Raw genomic sequence first — 22,996 nt, forward strand, 5'->3', positions numbered from 1 at the left:
GCGATCACGTCCTTTCGCTCTCGACCCGCTCGGGCAGGACGATCAGTACCTGAGCGCCGGGAAAGCGGGGCAGATTCGTGCTGAGCGGCTCGCCGTCGTCCCAGTCCGGCACCCTGGCGATGCTCGCATCGCCGCTTCGGATACGGATGGTGCCGTTCCACTTGATGATCTGGCTTCGGATCGCCTGCAGGCCCTGGCCGCGACCGGGATCCGGGAAGCGCGACTCTCCGCGCAGAAAGGCCGCCTCCAGCGCCGCTGCCGCCGACCACCGCTCTCCATACCGGCGCGCATGCTCGGCGCCCAGGGAGCCCTGGAAGCCCACGCCCACATCCATGACGGCGAGCACGACGACGTCGCGGCCCAGACGCCGCTGCCACCGGTATCGCTGCGCACACACCCAGCCGATCGAATCGGCGTGTTCGAGGATGTTCTGGCACACCTCAGACAGCATGATGGAGAAGTGGATCACGGCGGGGCGGGGATAGCCGAGCCGGTCGTGCAGGATGCGCTGCGCACGGTCCCGCACACCCTCCACGACCGAATGGACATCCTCGTGGGAGCGAATCGTCGTGACTTCGATGAGGGCGTCGGAGATCTCGAGAGACGGTTTCGGCAGCTGCTTCAGGTCGAACACCTGTGCAGCCGCGAGCCAGAAGCGCATGCGGTTGATATAGGAACGCACCTCGGAATCTCGCGGAGGCTCGATCAGCGGAGGCAGCCCCGTGCGCAGCCGCGCCTCCTGACCGACCGCCAGAAGGCCAATGAGCCCGTACGGCGAAACCCAGCCGACGGAGCGGGCATCGAGCAGGAGACGCGCCTTCGGATTCCCCTCCGAGCGGACGCGCCGGACCAGCGTCTCGAAGGAGGACTCGTCCAGACGTTCGGGGACGCGGACGACCCGGCTCACGTGGAACCCCGCGCCCGACGTCCCGCCCGGCCGGTCAGGAGGCCCGTCTCGGAGCGCAGGTACTCCCCGAGCCCGGATGCGCCGCGGAATCCGGCGTTCCGTTGCGCCGCATGCGTGGCCGCCCGGACGGACGACTCGAGATCCCCGCCGCTCAGCATCTTCACGAAGCAGGTCGCCCCCCACACATCGCCGCATCCGGTCGGGTCGCCCCCCGCTACCGGGGCTTCGGGCTCCACCTTCCCGCTCACGAGCGCTTCCGCGGGCGCGACGGCGCCGGGCTGAGGGCGCGGATCCGTCGGCGCCTTCCAGAAGCCTCGGGTCGCGACCCAGGCCGCGCCGCGCTCCCCGAGTGTGACGAGGAGGCCGCGCGTGACCGGACCCACGACGTCCGCGGCGAGCGCCCACGGGTCTTCCCAGCCCGCCGCCAGCGTGCCGAGTTCCTCCTCGTTCAGCTGCACGACATCGAAGCAGGAGAGCCAGGCGCGCCAGTCGTCGAGCGGACGCGGCGAGCGCACTCCGTCGGCCCCCACGCCGAGCATCAACGAGTGCAGATCCGCGTAGACCGGGCCCTTCGCCGCCGTCCGGAGGGCCGCCGCGGCGGGGAGATCCACCTCCCAGCCCGCGATGAAGTTCACGTAGACCGCGTCGCACGAGCGTGCGAGGGGCACGAGCTCCTCCCGGGTCCAGCCCGGTACTCCGCCGGTGAGCTTCTCGGAGCGTCGCGCGTCGTCGAGGTAGATGAGTTCGACGCGGTTGTTCGGTTCCGTCACGGTCCACACGCCATCGAGGGAATCGACCCGCTCGAGCCCCCCGAGGAAGAGATCCGCCGCCTCGCGCATGTCCTTTCCGATCTTGAGGATCGGAAACAGGGTCCAGCCATCCCCGGCCTCCGCCGCGGCGGCGTCGGCGGCGGCCAGCGCATAGGCGATCCCTCCCCATTCCTCGACCGGCTCTTCCCGCCCGACGTCCCGGGCGCGGATCGTATCCCACACCATCGTCCCCACGATCCCGAGCCGCGGCATCGGCGACTCAGAGGGGTCCGAGCCGTGCGACGCGGAACACGGCGGCCGCGCCGATGACTCCCCCCAGGCCGCCGAGTTCGGTGCGCACGATCCGGCACGCCTCGGCCGCCGGCCGCAAAGCCCGCTTCCTGACCTCGCGGCGCAGGGGATCGAAGAGATGCCTGCCCGCGCGCGTCACTCCCCCCGAAACCACGATCATCTCGGGGTTGAGAATGTTGATGAGGTTCGCCAGACCCGTCCCGAGGTACCCCGCGGTCTCCCGCATCACCTCGGCGGCGTACTCGTCGCCCGCCACGATGGCATCGGATACGGCTTCGGCCGTTACCGCCCGCAGATCGCCCTCCACGAGGTCCAGCAGCATGCTCTCGGCGCCCGCCTTCAGTCCTTCCACCGCGCGGGCCGCGATCGCGGGCCCGGAGGCGTAGGCTTCCAGGCACCCGTAGTTGCCGCACGCGCACTTCCGGCCCGTGGGATCGATCGTCATGTGCCCGATCTCCGCGGCCGCGTCGGAGGCCCCGTGGTAGAGCGCGCCGTTGAGCACGATGCCGCCGCCGATCCCCGTCCCCAGCGTGATCCCCACGAGGTTGTCGACCCCGCGCCCCGCGCCCCGCCACCACTCCCCGAGAGTCGCCGCGTTCGCGTCGTTGTCGAGTTCGGTCTGGAGTCCGGTTCCCCTTACGATCAGATCGCGGAGCGGGAAGTTCCGCCACCCGAGATTCGGCGTCTCGATCACGGTGCCGGTGTCGCGGTCCAGCGGACCGGGCGCCCCCATTCCGACCCCGACGATCGCATCCTCCCCGAAGCCGCCCTCGCGCGCGGCGTCGCGCTTGACTTCGTGGATCATCGACACGATCCGGTCCACGACGAATTTCGCGCCGATGTGAGCGTCCGTGGGCAGCGTACGCATGCCGAGCACGGTGCCGCCGTCCACCGGGACGGCGCCGACGTTGATCGTGGTTCCCCCGAGATCGACACCGATGATGTGGTTTCTTCCGCTCACATCCCCTGCCCGCTTCGAGCTGGTGGGACTATCCGCCGCCGACCACGCCTCGGAGGATCATGGACGGGAATGATAGACCGGCGAGCCGAACCGCTCCAGCCGTGGTCTAGTCGCTTTCGACCTGCAGGACGGCGAGGAAGGCCTCCTGGGGAATCTCGACGCTCCCGACCTGCTTCATGCGCCGCTTCCCCTCCCTCTGCTTCTCGAGGAGCTTCCGCTTTCGCGTGATGTCGCCGCCGTAACACTTGGCGGTCACGTTCTTGCGCAGCGCCTTCACCGTCGTCCTCGCAATCACGTCCCGTCCGATCGCCGCCTGGATCGCCACGTCGAAGAGCTGCCGCGGGATGAGTTCCTTGAGCTTGCGGGCCATCTTCTGCCCGAACTCGTAGGCCCGGCTGCGGTGTACGATGACGCTCAGCGCGTCCACGGCCGCCCCGTTGAGAAGGATGTCCAGCTTCACGAGGTCCGAGCGCTCGTGGCCCGTCACTTCGTAGTCCAGCGAAGCGTAGCCGCGCGAGACGGACTTCAGCTTGTCGTAGAAGTCGAGTACGATCTCGCCGAGGGGCATCGAATACGAGATCTCGACCCGGGTCGGATCCAGGTACTGAAGGTCGACGTACCTGCCGCGCCGGTCGTGGCAGATCTTCTGGATCGCGCCGATGTACTCGGCCGGGGACACGACGCGAACCCGGACGAAAGGCTCCCGCACTTCGCTGATGTGGACGCGGTCCGGCATCTTCGACGGGTTTTCGAGCTGGATCTCGTCGTCGTTCGTGAGCGTCACCTGGTATTCCACGCTGGGCAGCGTCGTGATGAGGTCGACGCCGAACTCCCGGTCGAGCCGCTCCTGCACGATCTCAAGGTGGAGGAGCCCCAGAAAGCCGCAACGGAAACCGAAGCCGAGCGCGCCCGATGTCTCCGGCTCGTAGTTGAGGCTGGCGTCGTTCAACTGGAGCTTTTCGAGCGCCTCGCGGAGCTCCTCAAACTGGTCCGAGTCCGTCGGATAGAGGCCGGCGAAGACCATCGGTTTCGCTTCGCGGTAGCCGGCGAGAACCTCCGCGGCCCGGTCTCCGGCGTCCAGCACCGTATCGCCGACCCGGGTATGGCCCACGTTCTTGATCTGGGCCGTGAGATATCCGACCTCGCCGCAGCGGAGGGTGCCGGCGCGCTCGAACCCGAGACGCATGAAGCCGACCTCATCGACGTCGTAGACGGCGTCGTGGCGTCCGAACCCGATACGCATGCCCTCGCGCAGTTCGCCATCCACGACGCGCAGCATGGGCGTCGCTCCGCGATAGCGGTCGTACTGCGAGTCGAAGATCAGCGCCCGCAGCGGCTCCGCGGGGTCTCCGCCCGGAGCCGGGACACGCTCGACGATGGCGTCGAGGACCGCATCGACCCCCACCCCTTCCTTCGCCGACGTCCGGATCGTCGAGGCGGGATCCACACCGAGCAACTCCGAGATCTCCTCCGCCACGCGATCCGGATCGGCCGCCGGAAGATCGATTTTGTTGATGACGGGGACGACCTCGAGATCCGCTTCGAGCGCGAGGAAGAGGTTCGCGAGCGTCTGCGCCTCGATGCCCTGCGTGGCGTCGACGACAAGGAGGGCCCCTTCGCACGCGGCGAGACTCCGGCTCACCTCGTAGGCGAAGTCGACGTGTCCCGGCGTATCGATGAGGTTGAGCTGATACTCGACCCCGTCCCGGTATCCGTAGGCCATGCGGATCGCGTTGAGCTTGATCGTGATTCCGCGTTCCTGCTCGAGTTCCATCGTGTCGAGGACCTGCTTCCGCATCCGGCGCTCGTCCACCGCGCCGGTACGCTCGAGCAGCCGGTCGGCCAGCGTCGACTTCCCGTGGTCGATGTGCGCGATGATGGAGAAGTTCCGGATGTGCTCCGTGGTCCGGGACGCCATCACAGCTCCACCACCAGTCCGTCGTACGCCGGCATCACGCCGGGCGGGAGGCGGCGCTCGATCTCCGCGTGCCGCGTCCTGTGCGCGATGTGCGTGATGTACGTGCGCCCTGCCCCGAGTCGACGCGCCGTCGCCGCGGCCTCCTCCATCGAGAAGTGCCCGGGGTGCGGGTCGCCGAACCACAGCGCGTTCGTGACGAGAACGTCGACGCCCTCGAACACCTCCATGGCATCCTCGGGTACGGACTTCGCGTCGATCAGGACCCCGAGGCCGTCGAGGCGGAACCCGTAGCTGCGGTATGCTCCGTGCGGAAGCGCAACGACCTGCAGCGCGAGCCCGCAGGGTTCGATGACGTCGCGGTCGTCGAAGAGGATCAGATCGAGCCGGGGCACGGCGGATCCGGGCTGGCGCGGGGTGTCACCCCAGATATAGGAGAAGCGCCTCCGGATTCCGGCGTCGAACTCGCGCGCCACATAGACCGGGATGGGCCGGCCCTGCCGCAGCGAGAAGATCCGCAGATCGTCGATTCCGTGCGTGTGGTCCGCGTGCTCGTGCGAAAGAAAGACGGCGTCCAGCCGGTCGACGCCCGCCTGCAGCAGCTGAAGCCGAAGTTCCGGGGGCGTGTCCACAAGGAGACGGGTCGCGCCGGTTTCGATGAGGAGACCGTGGCGCGTGCGTCGGTCCCTGGGGTCCGGCGAGCGGCAGGTCGCACAGTCGCAGCCGATCACCGGAACCCCGAACGAAGTGCCGGTACCGAGAAAACGGACTCTCACGGGCCGGGCGTCAGTGGCGGAAGGGGCGGATCACAACTCTTCGACGCGCATCATGTTGGTCGTGCCCGGGACGTGGAAGGGGACTCCGGCCGTCACCACGAAGCGCTGTCCCGCCTCGCCCATGCCGAGCTCGAGCGCCACATCCCGGGCTTTGTCGAGCATGCTCGAATAGCTGATGCCGCCGTGGAAGAGGACCGGCTGCACGCCCCACACGAGCGCCAGCTGGTTGTACGTCCTCCACTGGTCCGTGATCGCCAGGATCGGGACCGAGGGACGCTGCGCCGACACGATGCGGGCCGTGTAGCCGCTCTGCGTGAACGTCGCGATGAACGGGGAGCCCACCCGCTCGACCGCGATGAGCGACGACGCCGCGATCGCGCCCGACGTGGTCTGCTGGATCTTCGAGAAGCCCTCGACCTGTTTGCCGGCCCGCCCGGTCCGCCCCAGCCGCTCGTGCTCGATGCGGCGGATGATCCGGTCCATCGTAAGGACGGCCCGCACCGGGTACCCGCCCGCGGCGGTCTCGGCCGAGAGCATCACCGCATCGGTGCCGTCGAGCAGCGCATTCGCGACGTCCGACACCTCCGCCCGGGTCGGCTGCGGGCTCTCGATCATCGACTCGAGCATCTGCGTCGCCGTAATCACCGGCCGCGCCCGTTCCTGCGCCAGGCCGATGATCCGCTTCTGGATCATCGGCACTTCCTCGTACGGCAGTTCCACACCGAGGTCGCCCCGCGCGACCATCACCGCGTCGCTCAGAGGCAGGATCTCCGCCAGGTTCTCCAGCGCCTGCGACTTCTCGATCTTCGCGATGAGCAGGCACCCGCGGTCCATTTTCTGACGGGTCGTTTCGAGGTCGGCCGGCTCCCGCACGAAGCTCAGCGCCAGGTAGTCGATGACCTGTTCGGCGGAGAACTCGATGTCCGCGATGTCCTTCTCCGTCAGCGCCGGCGCCCCGACTCGCACGCCCGGGAGGTTGATCCCCTTCTGGGACCTGAGGACGCCGGCGCTGAAGGCCACGGCCGAAACCCATGGCGGGTCATCGGAGACCTCGCGGACCGCGAACTCGAAGTGGCCATCGTCGAGCAGAATCCGGTTTCCGGGCGCGACCTCCTCGGCCAACTCCGGATATGTGGTCGGAATCTGTCGGCGCGGCGAGCTGCCCGCGGGAGCGTCTTCGCCTTCGGGGAAGAACCAGTACGTGCCTTCGGGCTCGATATCGAGCTGGTCGCCGGGCAGATCCCCGACCCGGATCTTCGGCCCGCCCAGATCGCCGATGATCGCCACCGGCCGGCCGACCTCGCGGGCCATATCGGAGATCTTCCGTACGAGGCCGGCGGCACGATCCGTCGGCGTATGGGTGAAGTTGATGCGGATTGCGTCGGAGCCGGCTTCAATCAGGTCGTGCAGCACGTCCCGGTCCCAGGAGGCGGGTCCGATCGTGCTGACGATCTTCGCTCTGCGGAAACCTGCGCTCATCCGTGGCCCAAATGGCGTGGGAGGCCACGGTTCCTATCCAGGCAGCCGGCCAGCCTCCGAGAGATCGGGTCGGTGGGCTACGATCCACTCGTGCATGTGCTGTAGCTGGCCGAGCGGGAGCCCCTCGAGGGATTTCACCTGCAAGCCCGGGATGATACAGGCGGCGGCGCGGCGGAGAAAGTAAGCGCGCTGGCGGCGGCGCTGTTCCGGGTTGAGGCTCGTTCCGCCGGGGATGTCCGGTATCGGCTCCATGAGGCGGCGGTAACTGTAAACTTCGCGGGCGGAGAACTCGGCGGGGATCAGATAGGCGTGACCTTCGACTTCAAGGGTGCCGTCGGATGAGATGGCAACGGGACCTGCCATGTCCAGCCTCCTTACGCCTTACGTAGCAACCAGAGACGCAAAAGACCGTGCCGCCGGAAGGTCGGACAATCTCCTCGATTCCCCTTCATCCCAGCCGCACGGTCCTCGGGCTTCCAGAATCTACTATAGGCTTGAACGTGCCCTCGATGCAAACTTCCCGCCCCATCTCGCCCCGGGTGCGGACCCCCGACACCGCTCGGGAGAGGATCGAGGCGGGACCGAGCATGGGCGGAATATTTGACGCGCTGCCGCAGGGGCCGCTAAACTTCGCCCCCGTTGCGCTTACGGGCCGTCCGGGTTGCCCTGTCAGGAGGCATACACTTTGCAGTACACGCTACGCGACAACGAAGAACTCGATCGCGCGCTGCGAAAATTTCGCCGCAAGGTTCAGCGAGCCGGGATCTTCCGTGATATCAAGAAGCACCGATTCTACGAGAAGCCGAGCGAGGCGCGCCGTCGCAAGATGAAGGCGGCGGAACGGCGTCGGCGTCGGCGTCGGCGTCGCCAGAAGGCCCGCCGCTAGCCGAAAGCCCCGCTGCTGGCCGAAGACCCGACCTGGCCGGCGGCTATCTCCGCCGTCTCAGGAAAAGCGGCGTTCGACGTACCCGTCGAGAATCTGCAGGAACTCCTCCACGATCCCATCGCCGCGCAGCGTCGAGTGGTGCTTGCCATCGACATAGACCGGCGCGGTCGGCGCCTCGGCCACCCCCGGCAGCGAGATGCCGAGATCCGCATGCTTCGACTCGCCGGGCCCGTTGACCACGCACCCCATCACGGCCACGGAGAGATCTTCGACGCCGGGATAGTGCTCCCGCCAGGCCGCGAGACGATCCGCTATGTGGCCTTCGACGTCGAGCGCCAACTGCTGGAAGAAGGTGCTCGTCGTCCTTCCACACCCGGGGCACGCCGTGACCTGAGGCTTGAAACTCCTCAGCTCGAGCGACTGCAGCAGCTGCTGCGCGATCCGGACCTCCTCGGTCCGGTCGGCGCCGGGTTCCGGCGTCAGCGACACGCGAATCGTATCGCCGATCCCCTCGGAGAGCAGGATGGCGAGAGCGGCCGAGGACGCCACCGTGCCCTTCCGCCCCATCCCCGCTTCCGTGAGTCCGAGGTGCAGCGGGTAGTCGCAGCGGGACGCGAGTTCCCGGTACACGGTCACGAGATCCGGCACGCGCGACACTTTCGCGCTCAGCACGATCCGGTCGGGCGCGAGACCGAGGCCTTCCGCGGCTTCGGCGGAAGCCAGCGCGCTCTCCACGATCGCGTCGAGGGTCACCCGGTGCGCATCGAGCGGCTCCGCCCGGCGCGCGTTCTCGTCCATCATCCGGGTCAGGAGCATCTGATCCAGCGAGCCCCAGTTGACCCCGATGCGGACCGGCTTGTCGTGCTCGATCGCGCAGCGGACGATCGTCGCAAACTGCTCATCGCGCCGCTTTCGGCCGACGTTCCCCGGATTGATGCGGAACTTGGAGAGGGCGGCGGCGCAGTCGGGATGGCCGGGCAGGAGGATGTGCCCGTTGAAATGGAAGTCGCCGACGAGCGGGACATCCAACCCCTGGTCTTCGAGACGCCGCGCGATCTTCGGCACGGCCGCGGCGGCGCGCGACGTGTTCACCGTGATGCGGACGATTTCGGAGCCCGCCTCGAACAGTTCCCGGACCTGATCCGCCGTGGCCGCGACGTCCGCCGTATCGGTGTTCGTCATCGACTGGACGACGATCGGGTGGGCGCCGCCCACTCGGACGCCTCCGATGTCGACCGATCTCGTCGAGCGGCGTGAAGAAGAAGGTGTGTTCAAGTGACAGGCCCCCGACGGATTTGCGCGGATCCCGCAGCCCCCGGCGGAAACCCCGCCGGAGGCCGCTACGCCGGTGGTTGAACCTGTGGCGTCAGCCGCACTCGCTGTAGCCGCAAGCGTAGCACTTCGCGCAGCCTTCTTCAAAGGCGAGGCTGCTCCCGCATTCCGAGCACACGCCCAGGAAAAGCCGGGCCGCCGACTCCTGGTAGCGTTCGATCACGGGGCGCTGCGACGACCGGGCGCCGCCGTTCGTGTTCTTTTTCCGGGCGGTCTCGACATCCTCGATGGGAAGCGTCTGCTGAATCCCTTCCTTCTCCTCGAGGTAGCGCTCGATGACCTGGGCGATCGCGTCCGGGCCGGAGAGCACCTTGCTCGCGCCGAGTCCGACGGCCCGGTCGGAAGAGATCCCGCGCAACTGCTTGTGCACATCGCGCAGTGAAATCCCCGAGCGCAGGGCGAGCGAACACAGCCTTCCGATGGCTTCGGCATCCGCCATCGCCGCCCCTCCCGTCTTGCCGAGGGCGACGAAGACCTCGAACGGGCGCCCCTGCTCGTCCTCGTTGATCGTCACATACATCGTACCCAGCGGCGACTCGATCTGCCGGGTGTGGCCCCGCAAAACGGCAGGCCGCTGCCGTCTCTCGACGCGGCGCATTCTGGAACCTTCGAGCTCGGTGATCCGCCGCTGCTTCTCCTCGACGGCATTCTCAAGCTTCCGGTTGTGCGTCTGCAGTTCGCTGTTCTGAACCTCCGCGGCGGCGAGCCGCTCAAGCGTGCCCGCGAGATCCCCGGCGAGTTCGGGCTCCACATCGACGGCTTCGAGCCGGACTCCGTCCGCCGCAACGGCCGAGCCGCTCTCGCTTGTCTGACGCTGGACATCCTTCGCCGTACTGCCCGTCGACAGCACCTGCTCGTCACGCGACCCATCGCGGTAGACGGTGACCCCCTTGCACCGCAGCTCGTACGCCATCTCGTAGATCTTGCGCACGTCCTCCTCCGTGGCGGTCGTCGCAAAATTGCACGTCTTCGAGATGGCGGAGTCGCAGTGCGCCTGGAATGCCGCCTGCATGCGAATGTGCTGCTCGGGCGGAACATCGTGCGCCGTAACGAAGATCCCCTGAACATCCCCCGGCACTTCATCGAAGTGGATGTGGCCCTCGTCGGCGATGCGCTGCATCAGCTCCTCGGAGTACCAACCCCCTTCCTTCGCACGGCGCACGAAGTCCGGATTCACATCCGGCATCAGCACGCCTGCCTGATTCCTCATGAATGCGACTGCGAACAGAGGCTCGATCCCACTTGAACACCCCGCAATGATCGAGATGGTCCCCGTGGGGGCGACCGTCGTCAGGTTGCAGTTGCGGAGCCGGCGTTCGGGGCGGATCCGATTGCCGTCACCGTCCCGCGCGCACGTCTCGTCGGGACCCCAGATCGATCGCTCCCACTCGGGGAAGACGCCGCGCTCGGCGGCCAGCCGTTCGGACTCGACCTTGCATTGCTCATCGACGAACTCCATCACCTCGCGCGCGAGTTCGACGGCGCGCTCGGAGCCGTAGGGTTCGCCGATCCTTACGAGCATGTCGGCCCATCCCATGATGCCGAGGCCGACGCGGCGGATCCGCTGGGACAGATCTTCGATTTTCGGGAGCGGGTAGCGGTTGGCATCGATGACGTTGTCGAGGAAACGGGTCGACTCCTGGACGGCCTCGCCGAGCCCGTCCCAGTCGATCCGACCCTGGTCGTCGACGAAGTAGCCCACGTTGATCGAGCCGAGATTGCACACGTCGTAGGCAAGCAGCGGCTGTTCGCCGCAGGGGTTCGTGGCTTCGTAGTCGCCGAGGTGCGGGACCGGGTTGTAGCGGTTCGCCTCGTCGATGAAGAAGACCCCGGGCTCGCCGTTCCGCCACGCGCTGGAGATGACGCTCGTGAACACCTCCTCGGCGTTCAGCTGATCCACGACATCGCCGGTCCGCGGGCTGATGAGGTCGTAGTCCGAACCCGTCCGGACCGCCGCCATGAAGGCGTCGGTGACGCCGACCGAGATGTTGAAGTTCGTGATCCGGGTCTTGTCCGCCTTGCACTCGATGAAGTGGCGGATGTCCGGATGATCGACGCGCAGGATGCCCATGTTCGCGCCCCGTCGCGTCCCGCCCTGCTTCACGGCCTCGGTCGAGGCGTCGTAGACCTCCATGAAACTGACCGGGCCGCTCGCCACGCCCATCGTCGACTTGACGACGTCGCCGGAAGGACGAAGGCGACTGAAGCCGAACCCGGTGCCGCCTCCGCTCTGATGGATGAGGGCCATGTCCCGCAGCGTCTCGTAGATGCCGTCGAGACTGTCCGGAACGGGAAGCACGAAGCAGGCGGAGAGTTGCCCGAGCGGACGCCCGGCGTTCATGAGCGTGGGGCTGTTCGGCTCGAAGATGCCGTCGGCCATCAGGTGATAGAAGCGCTCCGTGCGCTCGAGGACCTCCTCGTCCGTCGCCCCGTAGCGGCCATCCTGCGACGCAATGACATCGGCCACGCGCCAGAAGAGGTCGCGCGGCCCCTCGATGGGCTCGCCGCGGTCATTCTTCTTCAGGTACCGGCGCGCCAGCACCGTCCGCGCGTTTTCGGCAAGTCCGGGCTCGGCGAGGTCGGCCGGCCTGGCATTGGATCCCACCCGCATCTCACCCCGTACCGGGGCGCTCGTCGACACGCCCTCCCGCACCGCCACATCCGGTGGATTCATTGCCGCCCCCCCGCCTTCCTGTTTTCGACCGTCCACAAATCAAGCCAACCCGCGGAAAAAACCGGCTTCGGCCGGGACCCGACGACCGCGCGAGTCGAATGCCGGCCTAGGCCGGGAAGCCTGACGGGCGCGGAGATCGACGTACCCCGCGCCCATCGTTTCTGGTTCTTCGTATGCGATCGCTGTGGATCATCGTGAGGTTTTCAACGACTCCACAGCCTTTCCACACAAAATGCGTGTTTTTTCCACACGTACCGCTATATGTGGTGGCCTCCAGATGATAACTACACCATATGTTGTGGTCAAGCCAGGAAACCCCGGGAAACCGCCTTTCGCGCTACGGGAGAGCCCGCCGGGTGCGCAGGATCCAGAGCCCGCCTCCGCCCAGGGCGGCGACGCCGACGGAGAGGGCGGCGGTCCGTGGCTCGAGCAACAGCGTGCCGCCGAGCGCAAACATCGCCCCGAAGAGGAGCAGCGTTGCGCCGGCCGTCCGCAGGAGCGCCTCGCGGAGGGGAAGGTCGGGAGAGATGCCCGCGCGCTCGCGGATCGCGCGCCAGCCCGGCCCGGCGGGTCGTACCCGTCGATAGAACTCCAGCAGGGTCGCCTCGTCCTCGGCGCGCGTGAGCCACATCACGGGAAGCCAGACCGCCGCCGACCCGAAGGCGGTCAGTGCGAGCCGCGTCCCGAACTCCATCGCGCCGAACGCCGGCAGATAGGAACAGAGGGCAATGGCGAAACCGGCGAGCATGGAGGCGAGTTCGGCCCAGGCGTTCACCCGCCACCAGAACCAGCGCAGGATGAGCACCGCTCCGGGCCCCGTGCCGATTGCGATCATGAAACGGAAGAGGGCCCCGATGTCGTTGGCGAAGAACGCTGCAACCGTCGCGGCCGCAACGATGCAGGCCGAGGCGAGTCGGCCCAGCAACACGAGTCTCGCGGCCGATGCGTCCGGGTCGATGAAGCGGGCATAGAGGTCGTTCACCAGATAGCTCGCGCCCCAGTTGATCTGCGTCGAGACGGTCGACATGAAGGCGGCGAAGAACGACGCGACGACGAGCCCCAGGAGGCCGGCGGGAAGGTAGCGCAGCATGAGCATCGGGTATCCCAGATCGGGATCGGCCAGATCCGGAAAGACGACGACGGCCACGAGTCCGACGAGCACCCACGGCCACGCGCGGACCACGTAGTGAAGCCACACGAACCACCATGCGGCGCGCTCGGCGTCCGCTTCGGTGCGGCAGGCGAGGAGGCGCTGCACGAATTCACCCCCGCCATCGGAGCGGCGGAACGCCCACCACTGTATGCCGAGGTAGGCGAGGAAGGTCCCGAACGGGAGGGCTTCGGACCCCGGCCGGGGAACCATCCCCAGGACATCGCTCCGCCCCGCCGCCGCGAGCTGGGCCTTGAGTTCCGCGATCCCCCCGATTTCCGCGAGCGCGAAGGCGGCCACGAGAATGGCCCCGAAGAGGGCGAGAAAGAACTGGAAGAAGTCCGTCGCGACGACCCCCCACAGCCCGGCGATGCCCGCGTAGGCGAGTACGAAGATGGAGAGGGCCACGACAGCCCACAGGCGCTCGTCCCCCGGCACCCAGCCGGAGAGGTCCGGGAGGAGCCCGAGAGCCTCGACGACCTTGCGCATGGCGAGCATGACGAAGCCGATGGAGATGCAGTTGATCGGCACCGCGAACAGGAAGGCGCGCGTGGCCCGCAGGACGGCGGCAGGGCGGCCGCCGTAGCGAAGTTCCGTGAGTTCCACGTCCGTGACGATCCCGGCGCGGCGCCACAGACGCGCGAAGAGGTAGATGAGGAGGAGGTGGGAGAGGCCGAACGACCACCATTCCCAGTTGCCGGCGATGCCCCGGCGCGCGATGAGGGCCGAGACATAGAGCGGCGTATCCACCGAGAAGGTGGTCGCGGCCATCGACGTGCCCGCGAGCCACCACGGCAGCGCGCGTCCCCCGACGAAGAAGTCGACGATGCTCCCGCGCGCCCGGCGCGAGAGCCACAGTCCGACGCCGAACGTGAGCGCGAGGTAGATCGCGACGATCCACCAGTCGACCGGACTCAACGGCCTGCCCCGCCGGGCCGCGTCTCTGCCGCGGTGGCCGCGGAGCGCAGCCAGTCCGCGGCGGCCCGCTCCATCACGGTCTCGGTGGACCACGCGCAGATGCCGGGGACGCCGAGCACATCAAGCCAGCGGCGGTGGCCGAGCAGGACGACGAGGCCGCGGCGTGCGGAGCGGATGAGGGCGCGCGTCTGCTCAACGACTTCGGCCGCGGGCGCGCCGCGGCCCTTCCAGCCACGGGGCGTCGCGGCGAGCACGACGATGCACTGTCCGGCGTCGGAGCTGTCCGTGATCCGCCAGCCGGTCGCGCGCAGCTCGTCGGCGACGATCGTGCCCAGCGGTCCCGCCCGGCCCGCCGGCGGCCCGACGTCGGGGTCGTCCGACACGCCGACGACCCGTGTCGGCACCTGCGGCGTCCAGCCGCTCACTACCTCCACATCCCCCACGATCGTATCCCGGGCGAAGGCGACCGGCTCGAACGCCGGCCGCGACGTCGGCGAGGAGGGCGGGCAGTGCCGGTCCGAGCGGGTTACGGCCTCCTCGAGCCTGGCGGCAAAGCGCGCGTCGTCGGCGGCCCGCGTCAGCGACGCGATCGTCCCGCCGGCATCGGCCGGGTAGCAGATGAGGTCGCATCCCGCGGCCACCGCCTCGACGGCAGCGTCCGGATCATCGGGGCCGGCGCCGCCCATGATCATCGCGTCCGTCGTGACGACCCCTTCGAATCCCAACCGTCCGCGAAGGAGTCCCGAGACGATGTTCGGCTCCACCGTCGCCGCCCGCTCGCCGCCGAGAGCCGGATAGGCGACGTGTGCCACCATCACGCTTGCGACCCGATCCGCGGCGACCGCGAAAGGCGCCAGATCCTCCTCGAGGAGTGCGGCGGCGGCATCGATCGAGGGCAGCCCGATATGTGAATCCTCGGTCGTTCTGCCGTGGCCGGGGAAGTGCTTCGCGCACGCCGCGGCTCCGGCGGATTGGCAGGCGTCGATCCAGCGGACGCCCAGCTCTCCGACGCGCCGCGGATCCGCGCCGAAACTGCGCGTGGCGATGATCGGGTTGTCAGGTTCCGAATCCAGATCAAGCACCGGTGCAATCACCCAGTTGATCCCGACGGACAGCGCTTCCCGAGCGGTGACGCGACCGGCCGCGGAGACTGCGGCGCCGGGATCCGGCACCGCCGCGAGAGCTGCGGGCGGCGGCAACTCGATCAGGCCGCGGACCTGCTGACCGGCGCCCCGCTCGAGGTCCGCCCCGATCCAGAGCGGCCGCGCCGCGTCGTGGCGGACCCGTTCGACCAGGCGACCAACGCGATCCGCTTCGCCGCCGAACAGAATGAACCCTCCCACGCCGAGGGAGAGCGCCCGGTCCGCACGCCTCTCCACTTCGTCCGGAGACCAGCGGTCGAGCCGGAGCGCCTCGATGACGACCCGGGCCGGGTCCAGGTGGGGCCGGATCACGCGGCGGTCCGCACTCCGAGCAGGCGGGGACCGCGCGCGCCGGTGGCCCAGGGGGCGTTGGCGGGATACCCGAGCACATGCTGTCGCGCCAGGAACGCGAAGGCCACGGCCTCGCGGGCGTCCGCGTCCAGGCCGAGGGCGGACAGGTCGCGGACGGGCATGGGATCCAGCAGCCGCTCCAGCCGCGATGCGAGGACCGGGTTCCGGGCTCCCCCGCCGCAGAGGTAGCACGCCGTGGGAGGCTCCTCGATCCAGCGGTAGGCGTCCGCGATCGTGCGCGCGGTGAGTTCCGTCAGGGTGGCGATCGTGTCTTCGGGCGATAGCGCAGCGTGCCTCCGCAGCCATTCCAGCAGCCGGTCCCGAGAGAAGCGCTCGCGCCCCGTGGACCGGGGCGGGGGCCGGCGAAAGAACGGATCGCTCAGCCAATCGGAGAGGGCGTCTTCGCTCGCCGCGCCGCGCCGCGCCATGCCTCCGTCGAGATCGAAGCGGGATCGCCCTTCCGTGAGGCACTCGACCGCGCCATCGATGAGCACGACCCCGGGACCGGTGTCGTAGGCCTGCGGCGTTGCTCCACTGCACTCGGCGGGGAGCGCCGTCACGTTGCCGATGCCGCCGATGTTCTGAATCGCGCGTGATTCCGGTGCACGGAAGAGGAGCCAGTCGGTATAGGCCGTGAGGGGCGCGCCTTCCCCGCCCGCCGCCACGTCCCGGACCCGGAAGTCCGACACGACCGCGCACGAGGTGCGCTCGGCGATGACCGCCGCCTGGCCGAGCTGCAGCGTCGACCCTCCCCGGGCGCCCGCAGGAGGCTCATGCCACACGGTCTGGCCGTGGCTGCCGATGGCTTCGATGTCCGCCGGCCGGAGCGAGGCGGAAGCCAGCGTCCGGTTCACGGCCGCGCCGATCCTCTCGCCCAGCTCGAAGTCGAGCGCGCAGATCGCCGCGGCGCTCCCCGAGGTGATGGCCGTGGCGATCCGTGCGCGCGCGGCGATGTCGTAGCTTTCCGTCTCGAAGGCGACGACGCGCCAGTCCGTCGGCCGCTCGCCGTCGCCCGCCGCCTCGATGACGGCGACATCGATGCCGTCCAGCGAAGTCCCCGACATTACGCCGACCCAGAGGGTCATGCGTCCGCCCGGGCCAGCAGTGCCGGGTGCACGCGCTCCCGCAGCCTCGTTTCGTGCGCCGCGTCGTGCTGTGCGATGCCCCGCAGAAACTGATACAGCGTCAGCGTCTCGGAGCCGACGCGGGCGCGACGGGCGAGGGCCGCGGCGACCGGCTCCGCACCCTCGGCCACGGCCGCCACGGTGCGGGCCCTTTCCGCGGAAAAACCGGCGGTCCCGGCCTCGAAGCCGCTTTCGGACGGAGGGGCGTCCGCGGTCCAGTCCTCGAATGTCGGGCGAGACCCTCCAGAGTCGGCGGCCGCGACCCACTGCTCGACCCGCGGCCGCACGGCGTTTCGCTCGAAATCCGCCAGGTGCGCGGCGTGCTGGCCCGGCGTCCACGCGGTTCGACGCGCCGCGATGCGCTGTCCGGCCGCTTCGGCCGCCGCGCCGGCCGCTCGCGCGGCGACGAGACGAGTTGGCGCCTCGCTCAGCCGCGCGAGCAGCGCCGCACCGTCGGGCCAGCCCGGCGCCGCCGGGTAGCCGCTGTAGCATGGACGCTCCGGGCCGCCGAAGCGCTCGACCGCGACGCCCAGAAAGCCGTCCGCACAGTCCAGGTATCGCTCGGCCAGGGCGCGGTCGACGCGCAACGCATGCATTGCGAGCGCCGTCTTCACCGCGCCGCCCGTGAGGATCAGCGCGCCGCGCGCTTCCTCGCGCGACGCCCCCGTGAGTGTAGTGAAGATGCGGAGCCCGCGGTCGACCAGCTTCGCGGACCGCGCCCGCAGGTCGACCATGAGGTTCTCGAACACGCGGCCACTGCGGATCATCGCCCCCGTGGTGATCGTATTCAGCACGAGCTTCGTCGCCGTCCCCGCCTTCATGCGGGTCGAGCCCGCGATGACTTCGGGCCCCACGAGTGGCAGGATGAGGTGGTCCGCCACGTCCGTGACCTCCGTGGGCGGTGCCGTGCAGCCGAGAAACGCCGTCCCCGCCCCTCGCGCCGCCGCCTCCGCCAGCGCCCCGAGCACGTACGGCGTGGTCCCCGACGTCGCAATCCCGAGCACGAGGTCCGCGGGCGAGACGCCGAACGCCCGCACCGCGTCACCGCCCCCCCTTCGGGAATCCTCCGCACCCTCGGCGCTTCGCACGAGCGCGCCGGAGCCCCCCGCGATGATCGCCTCCACGAGGCCCGGGTCGACGCCGAACGTGGGTGGACACTCCGCCGCGTCGAGCACGCCGAGGCGGCCGCTCGTCCCCGCGCCAACGTAGATGAGACGCCCGCCGCGACGGAAGCGCTCCACCACATCATCAATGACGCGTGCGAGCGCATCGGCCTGCGAGGCGACGGCCTCCGGCACCACGCGATCTTCCGCCTGTATCGTATGGACGATGGTTGCGCTGTCCGCGCGATCGATGGCGCGGGTGCGCGGGTTGCGCCCCTCGGTCAGGCGGGGATCCAAGCGTCAGGTCCTCGGGAGCCCTGCGGCTCGTTGCTGGAGTTCGCGGCGTCCGGGTACATTTGGCGCAAACGTAGAAGGTTCGCCCGGAGGGCGGGAGTCACACCGGTTCGAAGAGGAGAGACGCGCCACGTGAGTTCCGGCTCTCAGGCGACGCGGAGTCCGGGGACCGACCTCGTCCTCAGGCATCTTGCCGAGCGCTTCCCCGTCCCCGACAAGCCCCGCCTCGCCCCTCTCGATGAACTCGTCCTCACGATCCTCAGTCAGTCGACGACCGACGAGAATCGGGACCGCGCCTGGCGAACTCTCGCGGCGCGGTATCCGGCAGGGGAAGTCGGGGAAGAGGCGGACGGAGCGTCTCCGGCGGGGCCGATCTCGTGGGAATCCGTGCTTCGGGCAACGCCGGCCGAACTTGAGGACGCGGTGCGCGTCGCCGGCCTCGCAAACCAGAAGGCGCCGGCCATCCACGCCGCTCTCGAGCGGCTCCGGGCCGAGGTGGGGCGGATCACGCTCGACCACCTCGAGGAGATGAGCGACGAGGAGGCGATCGCCTATCTCACGACCTTCCGGGGAGTCGGGGTGAAGACCGCCGCGTGCGTACTCTGCTTCTCGCTCCGCCGGCCCGTGCTCCCGGTCGATACGCATGTCCTCCGGATCGCACGGCGGCTGGCGTGGGTCCAGCCGCGGGCTTCCGCCGACGTGACCTACACCGCCCTCTCGCGGACCGTCGCTCCCTCCGAGCGCTTCCGCATGCACATGCTGCTCATCACGTTCGGCCGTTCGCTCTGCCTCGCGAGAGCCCCGCGATGCGGGGAATGCCCGCTCGAACCCGAGTGTCCGAAAATCGGTCTCTGACAGGGCGCCCACGCCGGCGTCGATTTCATCCTCCGATGTTTGGAAGCCCGAACACCAGGGGCTCGTCCAGCCGCAGCCGGAGGATCGTCCCGACCGGCAGCGCCGGCTCGGCTCCGTCGGCCGCGAGGAGGATGGCGGACCCCCCCACGGCACCCGCCGCGGCGCCCGCGACGGCGCCCTGGCGGCCACCGGCGAGGACGCGGCCCAGGTTCGTGCGGGCCACCCCTCCGACCGGCGCGCCGCCTCCCGGCCCGGGCATGATCTCCACCACCGACGCCGATATGGGCCAGGATTCGCCGTTGAAGAAGACATCGACGAAGCGAACTTTCACCATCACGCGTTCGCCGTCCGCGACGGCTTCACCATCGTCGCCGTCTTCGGCCGCGGCCTCGACCGCCGTGATCTCGCCGTTGACGAGCGAGTTCAGCGGCACCAGGACCATGTTGTTCTCGATGAGCGGCCGCGTCACGCCGAACTTCAAGGCGTCCCCGGGTCGGAGCTCGTTCGGCCGGACCGGATCCATGATCTCGACCTCCAGCTCCGCGCCGGTCTGAACCGTCACCATCGTATAGGTCATCTCCGGCGCGCCGCCCGGCTCGGCCACCGCCCGGCCGGCCACGGGCGGGGTCGGCGCCCGCCGCACAGGCGACGCGGGCGCCGCGGCCGCATCGCTCGCCGCCGCGCCCCCCTCCGCGCCAGGGCCGATTTCCGGCGCGCAGCCCACGACCATCGTGGTCATCGCGCCGAGTGCAACGAGAGTCGCCGACGTCGTCCGTTCCATCGTGTTCCTTCCCCCGTGTCGTTGTACGGCCTGCAACCCGCGCATACGTTCGAACCGTGCGCCCCGCAGAATAAACGCCCGGCCAGCTCCCGCGGAGACATCTTGAGATCGCTCACAGCGCTGCTGCCCTACTTCCGCCCGTACCGCCTGGGTATCGCGGTCGGGCTTACGCTCGTGATCGTGAGCAATCTGTTCACGGTCGCGGGCCCATGGGTGCTGAAGATGGCGGTCGATGCGCTGGAAAGGGAACTCCGCCCCGACCTCATCCTGCGCTACGCTCTCGTGCTCACGGCGATTTCCGTCGTGGCCGGCGCGACGAGATTCTGGATGCGCAAGCTCCTCAACGGGCTCAGCCGCCGCATGGAGACGGATATCCGGAGCGCCCTCTTCGCGCACCTTCTCAGGCTTCCGCCGCAGTTCTTCGATGCCTGGCGCACGGGCGATCTCGTGAGCCGCTCGACGAACGACGTCCAGGCGGTCCGCATGGTCGCCGGACCCGCGATCATGTACGCGGTGAACACGGCCACCGTCGCGACGCTGGCCCTCGGGCTCATGATCTGGATCGATCCCATGCTCACGCTCTGGGCGATGATCCCGATGGTCGTCCTCCCCCCCATCGTGTTCCTCTTCGGCCGGCAGATTCATGAGCGCTTCGAGAGGATCCAGGCCCAGTTCTCGGAGATCTCCAACTTCGCCCAGGAGAACCTGGCGGGGACCCGCATCGTGAAGGCGTACGTGCGCGAGGAGGCTCAGACCCGACGTTTCGCGACGCTCAACCGTGACTACAAGTCGCGCAATCTCTCGCTCGCCCGCGTGTGGGGGCTGTTCCATCCATCACTCATGTTCTTCACGGGCGTCGGCGCGGTCGTCGTCCTGTGGTTCGGGGGAGGACAGGTCATCCGCGGCGCCATCACCCTCGGCGATTTCGTCGCCTTCTCCTTCTACCTCACGATGCTGATGTGGCCCATGATCGCTCTCGGCTGGGTCACGAACCTCTTCCAGCGCGGCGCGGCCTCGATGGGCCGCCTCAACGAACTGTTCAATATCGTTCCCGCCGTCCGGGATCCGGAGTCTCCGGTCCCGCTCGCGTCGGTGAGGGGCGCGCTGGAGTTCGACGACGTTTCCTTCCGCTATCCGGAAACGGAGCGCGAAGTGCTGCGGAACATTTCCTTCCGCATCGAACCCGGGCAGACGGTCGCCATTGTCGGCGCGACCGCGAGCGGCAAATCCACGCTGGCCGCGCTCATCCCCCGACTCTACGACGTGACGGCGGGGACGATTCGTCTGGATGGCGTCGATATCCGGGAACTCGACCTCGGCTCGCTGCGCGACGCGATGGCCTTCGTGCCGCAGGAGCCGTTCCTGTTCAGCATGCGGCTGAGGATGAACATCGAACTCCGGTACGGAGGTACGGACGCGGGGGAACCGGTCTCGGACGAACTCCGCAGCGCGCTCGACGTCTCGCAACTGGAGAAGACGCTGGCCGTCCTTCCCGATGGGATCGACACGCGCCTGGGCGAGCGCGGCATCAACCTCTCGGGCGGACAGAAACAGCGTGCCACGCTGGCCAGGGCGGTCCACCGCGACGCGCCGGTCCTCATCCTGGATGACGCGCTGTCGGCCGTGGATTCGGAGACGGAAACCGCGATCCTGGAGGCGCTGCGCGAATACATGTCCGGGCGCACCTCCATCATCGTCTCTCACCGCGTGTCGGCAGTGCGCACGGCCGACTCGATCCTGGTCCTGGACGATGGGCGCCTCGTCGAGCGCGGCAATCATGAAGATCTGATCGCGGCCGACGGCGTCTACGCGCGCCTGCTTCGCCGCCAACTCGTGGCCGAGGAACTCGAGCGCATCGAGCAGCGGCGCGTCGCGAGCGCCTGAACGCGCCTGCGGCCCCGGGTTACCGGTACTCCGACCAGAGCCCGATCATCTTGTAGGCGAGCTTCGCCGCGGTGAAGGCCGAAGCTTCTTCGCCGCGCCGCGGGGCGAGTTCCACGATGTCCGCGCCCACGACGCGGCGCTCGCGGAAGACCCGGGAGAGCAGATCCAGCGCGTCCCACCAGCTTCCACCGCCGGGTTCCGGCGTGCCCGTGGCCGGCATCATCGACGGATCGAAGAAATCCACGTCGAACGTGATGTAGACGTTCGCCCCCAGCGCCTCCACCGCCCGCTCGACCCAGCCCGGCCGTCGCATCTCGTGCGCGAACACGACCTCCATCCCGTGTTCGCGGATGACGTCCCGCTCCTCCCGCGTGAGCGCCCGGATCCCGACCGCTACGATATTCGTCGCGCTCGGCCGGCCCGCGCCGCCGTGCAACCGGTGCTCGAGTACGCGGCGCATTACACAGGCATGGTTCCACGGAGAGTCGTGGTGGCGATCCCGGAGGTCCGTGTGCGCGTCGAACTGGAGAATCGTGACGTCGCCGCCAAGTCGCTCCGCCCACGCGATGGCCGGAGCGCTGGAAATCGAATGTTCTCCGCCCAGTCCGATGACGAACCGGTCCCCCGCGGCCTCGAGCAGGTCGTCGTACAGGGTCCGCAGCCTCGCGATCGCGGGTTCGGGGCCGGCCGTGCCGAGATCGATGGACGGGAGCGTGCACACGCCGACCTCATACGGTTCGCGGTCCAGTTCCTCGTCATACCATTCGATGTAGCGCGACGCCTCGATGATCGCGGCCGGACCTTCGCGCGTACCCGTCCCCCAGCTTGTCGTCGCTTCGTAGGGGATGGGGAGGATCACGGCGCCCGCCGTCTCCCAGCGGCACAGTTCGGGCGGGAGATCGAGAAAGGTGTGGCGGTCCGTCCAGGCGTGCTCCGCGAGCGCGCGGGGGAGATCGGCCTCGTTCAGTGCAGGCAGTCGGGGCAGTAGCCCTCCAGCTCGAGCCGGTAGCCGACGACGTTGAACGGCGTCATGTCGGCCAGCCCCTCCATCCAGTCGCGCGGACGCAGGCCTTCGATGTCCTGAACGCGGCCGCAGGAGAGACAGCGGATATGTTCGTGATCATCGGTGCGGCCATCGTAGCGCGCGGGACCCACGCCGAGCGAAAGCTTGCGCGCGACCCCGCAGGTCACGAACGCCTCGAGCGCCTTGTAGACCGTGGCGAGGCTGATGTCCGGAATCCGCTCGCGCACCGAGGTGAAGACATCGTCCGCCGTCGGGTGCGAGGACGTGCCGGAAAGCACGCGGTACACGGCCGCGCGCTGGGTCGTAAACCGGTGTCCGCCGGCCTCCAGGGCGCGACGCAACTCTTCTCGGGACACGCCTCGGCGTGGAGTTTCGGGAG

The 22,996-nt window shown here is 68.8% G+C and carries 19 protein-coding genes; 3 read left to right on the plus strand and 16 right to left on the minus strand.

From position 1 onward, the window contains the following. Positions 1–4: 4 nt before the first annotated feature. The 7 genes from RN729_RS02335 to RN729_RS02365 form a co-directional block, all read right to left on the minus strand. Entirely contained in the window at positions 5–907 is a 903-nt protein-coding gene (locus RN729_RS02335) for a hypothetical protein (RefSeq protein WP_310782025.1), read from the minus strand. Continuing rightward, the gene (locus RN729_RS02340; protein ID WP_310782026.1) at positions 904–1,929 is read right to left on the minus strand and encodes a carbohydrate kinase family protein; all 1,026 of its coding nucleotides are present in this window, start codon (positions 1,927–1,929) and stop codon (positions 904–906) included. The genes RN729_RS02335 and RN729_RS02340 overlap by 4 nt, the downstream gene beginning before the upstream one ends. A gap of 7 nt (positions 1,930–1,936) precedes the next feature. Continuing rightward, the gene (locus RN729_RS02345) at positions 1,937–2,929 is read right to left on the minus strand and encodes an ROK family protein (RefSeq protein WP_310782028.1); all 993 of its coding nucleotides are present in this window, start codon (positions 2,927–2,929) and stop codon (positions 1,937–1,939) included. Between the two features lie 106 nt (positions 2,930–3,035). Beyond that, entirely contained in the window at positions 3,036–4,847 is a 1,812-nt protein-coding gene (gene lepA / locus RN729_RS02350; RefSeq protein WP_310782030.1) for a translation elongation factor 4, read from the minus strand. Continuing rightward, positions 4,847–5,620, minus strand: a complete 774-nt coding sequence (locus RN729_RS02355; RefSeq protein WP_310782032.1) for an MBL fold metallo-hydrolase — start codon at positions 5,618–5,620, stop codon at positions 4,847–4,849. The genes lepA and RN729_RS02355 overlap by 1 nt, the downstream gene beginning before the upstream one ends. A gap of 30 nt (positions 5,621–5,650) precedes the next feature. Next, a complete protein-coding gene (gene pyk, locus RN729_RS02360; protein WP_310782034.1) occupies positions 5,651–7,099 on the minus strand; it encodes a pyruvate kinase in 1,449 nt (482 codons plus the stop codon). A gap of 33 nt (positions 7,100–7,132) precedes the next feature. Then, the gene (locus RN729_RS02365; RefSeq protein WP_310782035.1) at positions 7,133–7,462 is read right to left on the minus strand and encodes a hypothetical protein; all 330 of its coding nucleotides are present in this window, start codon (positions 7,460–7,462) and stop codon (positions 7,133–7,135) included. 322 nt (positions 7,463–7,784) lie between these two features. Between RN729_RS02365 and rpsU the strand changes: the two genes are divergently transcribed. Then, the gene (gene rpsU / locus RN729_RS13985; RefSeq protein ID WP_310756486.1) at positions 7,785–7,985 is read left to right on the plus strand and encodes a 30S ribosomal protein S21; all 201 of its coding nucleotides are present in this window, start codon (positions 7,785–7,787) and stop codon (positions 7,983–7,985) included. Between the two features lie 57 nt (positions 7,986–8,042). On the opposite strand, the gene ispG is transcribed toward rpsU, so the two are convergent. The 6 genes from ispG to murQ all read right to left on the minus strand — a co-directional run bounded on the left by ispG (position 8,043) and on the right by murQ (position 18,076). Beyond that, entirely contained in the window at positions 8,043–9,200 is a 1,158-nt protein-coding gene (gene ispG, locus RN729_RS02370; RefSeq protein WP_343218887.1) for a flavodoxin-dependent (E)-4-hydroxy-3-methylbut-2-enyl-diphosphate synthase, read from the minus strand. A gap of 151 nt (positions 9,201–9,351) precedes the next feature. After that, complete coding sequence (locus RN729_RS02375; protein WP_310782039.1) at positions 9,352–11,991, minus strand: vitamin B12-dependent ribonucleotide reductase; 2,640 nt, start codon at positions 11,989–11,991, stop codon at positions 9,352–9,354. Positions 11,992–12,328: 337 nt separating this feature from the next. Further along, positions 12,329–14,059: a sodium:solute symporter family protein gene (locus RN729_RS02380; RefSeq protein WP_310782041.1), complete on the minus strand. Its 1,731-nt coding sequence runs from the start codon at positions 14,057–14,059 to the stop codon at positions 12,329–12,331. Then, positions 14,056–15,513 (minus strand): glycoside hydrolase family 3 N-terminal domain-containing protein, encoded by a 1,458-nt coding sequence (locus tag RN729_RS02385; RefSeq protein WP_310782043.1) that lies wholly within the window; start codon positions 15,511–15,513, stop codon positions 14,056–14,058. The genes RN729_RS02380 and RN729_RS02385 overlap by 4 nt, the downstream gene beginning before the upstream one ends. Further along, on the minus strand, positions 15,510–16,637 hold the full coding sequence (locus RN729_RS02390; RefSeq protein WP_310782045.1) for an anhydro-N-acetylmuramic acid kinase: 1,128 nt from the start codon (positions 16,635–16,637) through the stop codon (positions 15,510–15,512). Before RN729_RS02390 ends, RN729_RS02385 begins: the two co-directional genes overlap by 4 nt. Continuing rightward, positions 16,634–18,076: an N-acetylmuramic acid 6-phosphate etherase gene (gene murQ, locus RN729_RS02395; protein ID WP_310782047.1), complete on the minus strand. Its 1,443-nt coding sequence runs from the start codon at positions 18,074–18,076 to the stop codon at positions 16,634–16,636. Before murQ ends, RN729_RS02390 begins: the two co-directional genes overlap by 4 nt. A 129-nt stretch (positions 18,077–18,205) precedes the next feature. Here murQ and RN729_RS02400 point away from each other — a divergent pair, with 129 nt between their 5' ends. Further along, a complete protein-coding gene (locus tag RN729_RS02400) occupies positions 18,206–18,928 on the plus strand; it encodes a hypothetical protein (protein WP_310782048.1) in 723 nt (240 codons plus the stop codon). Between the two features lie 25 nt (positions 18,929–18,953). Here the strand turns inward: RN729_RS02400 and RN729_RS02405 are convergent, their stop codons facing one another. Next, a complete protein-coding gene (locus tag RN729_RS02405) occupies positions 18,954–19,709 on the minus strand; it encodes a hypothetical protein (protein WP_310782049.1) in 756 nt (251 codons plus the stop codon). 102 nt (positions 19,710–19,811) lie between these two features. Between RN729_RS02405 and RN729_RS02410 the strand changes: the two genes are divergently transcribed. Continuing rightward, positions 19,812–21,593, plus strand: coding sequence for an ABC transporter ATP-binding protein (locus RN729_RS02410; protein ID WP_310782050.1), 1,782 nt, complete (start codon positions 19,812–19,814; stop codon positions 21,591–21,593). Between the two features lie 19 nt (positions 21,594–21,612). On the opposite strand, the gene speB is transcribed toward RN729_RS02410, so the two are convergent. Together speB and RN729_RS02420 are read right to left on the minus strand one after the other, a co-directional pair. Further along, entirely contained in the window at positions 21,613–22,647 is a 1,035-nt protein-coding gene (gene speB / locus RN729_RS02415; protein WP_310782197.1) for an agmatinase, read from the minus strand. Further along, complete coding sequence (locus RN729_RS02420) at positions 22,557–22,958, minus strand: transcriptional repressor (RefSeq protein ID WP_310782051.1); 402 nt, start codon at positions 22,956–22,958, stop codon at positions 22,557–22,559. The genes speB and RN729_RS02420 overlap by 91 nt, the downstream gene beginning before the upstream one ends. Positions 22,959–22,996 lie beyond the last annotated feature (38 nt).

Origin of the sequence: Candidatus Palauibacter polyketidifaciens (genome assembly GCF_947581785.1) — a bacterium.
GTDB lineage: Bacteria > Gemmatimonadota > Gemmatimonadetes > Palauibacterales > Palauibacteraceae > Palauibacter > Palauibacter polyketidifaciens.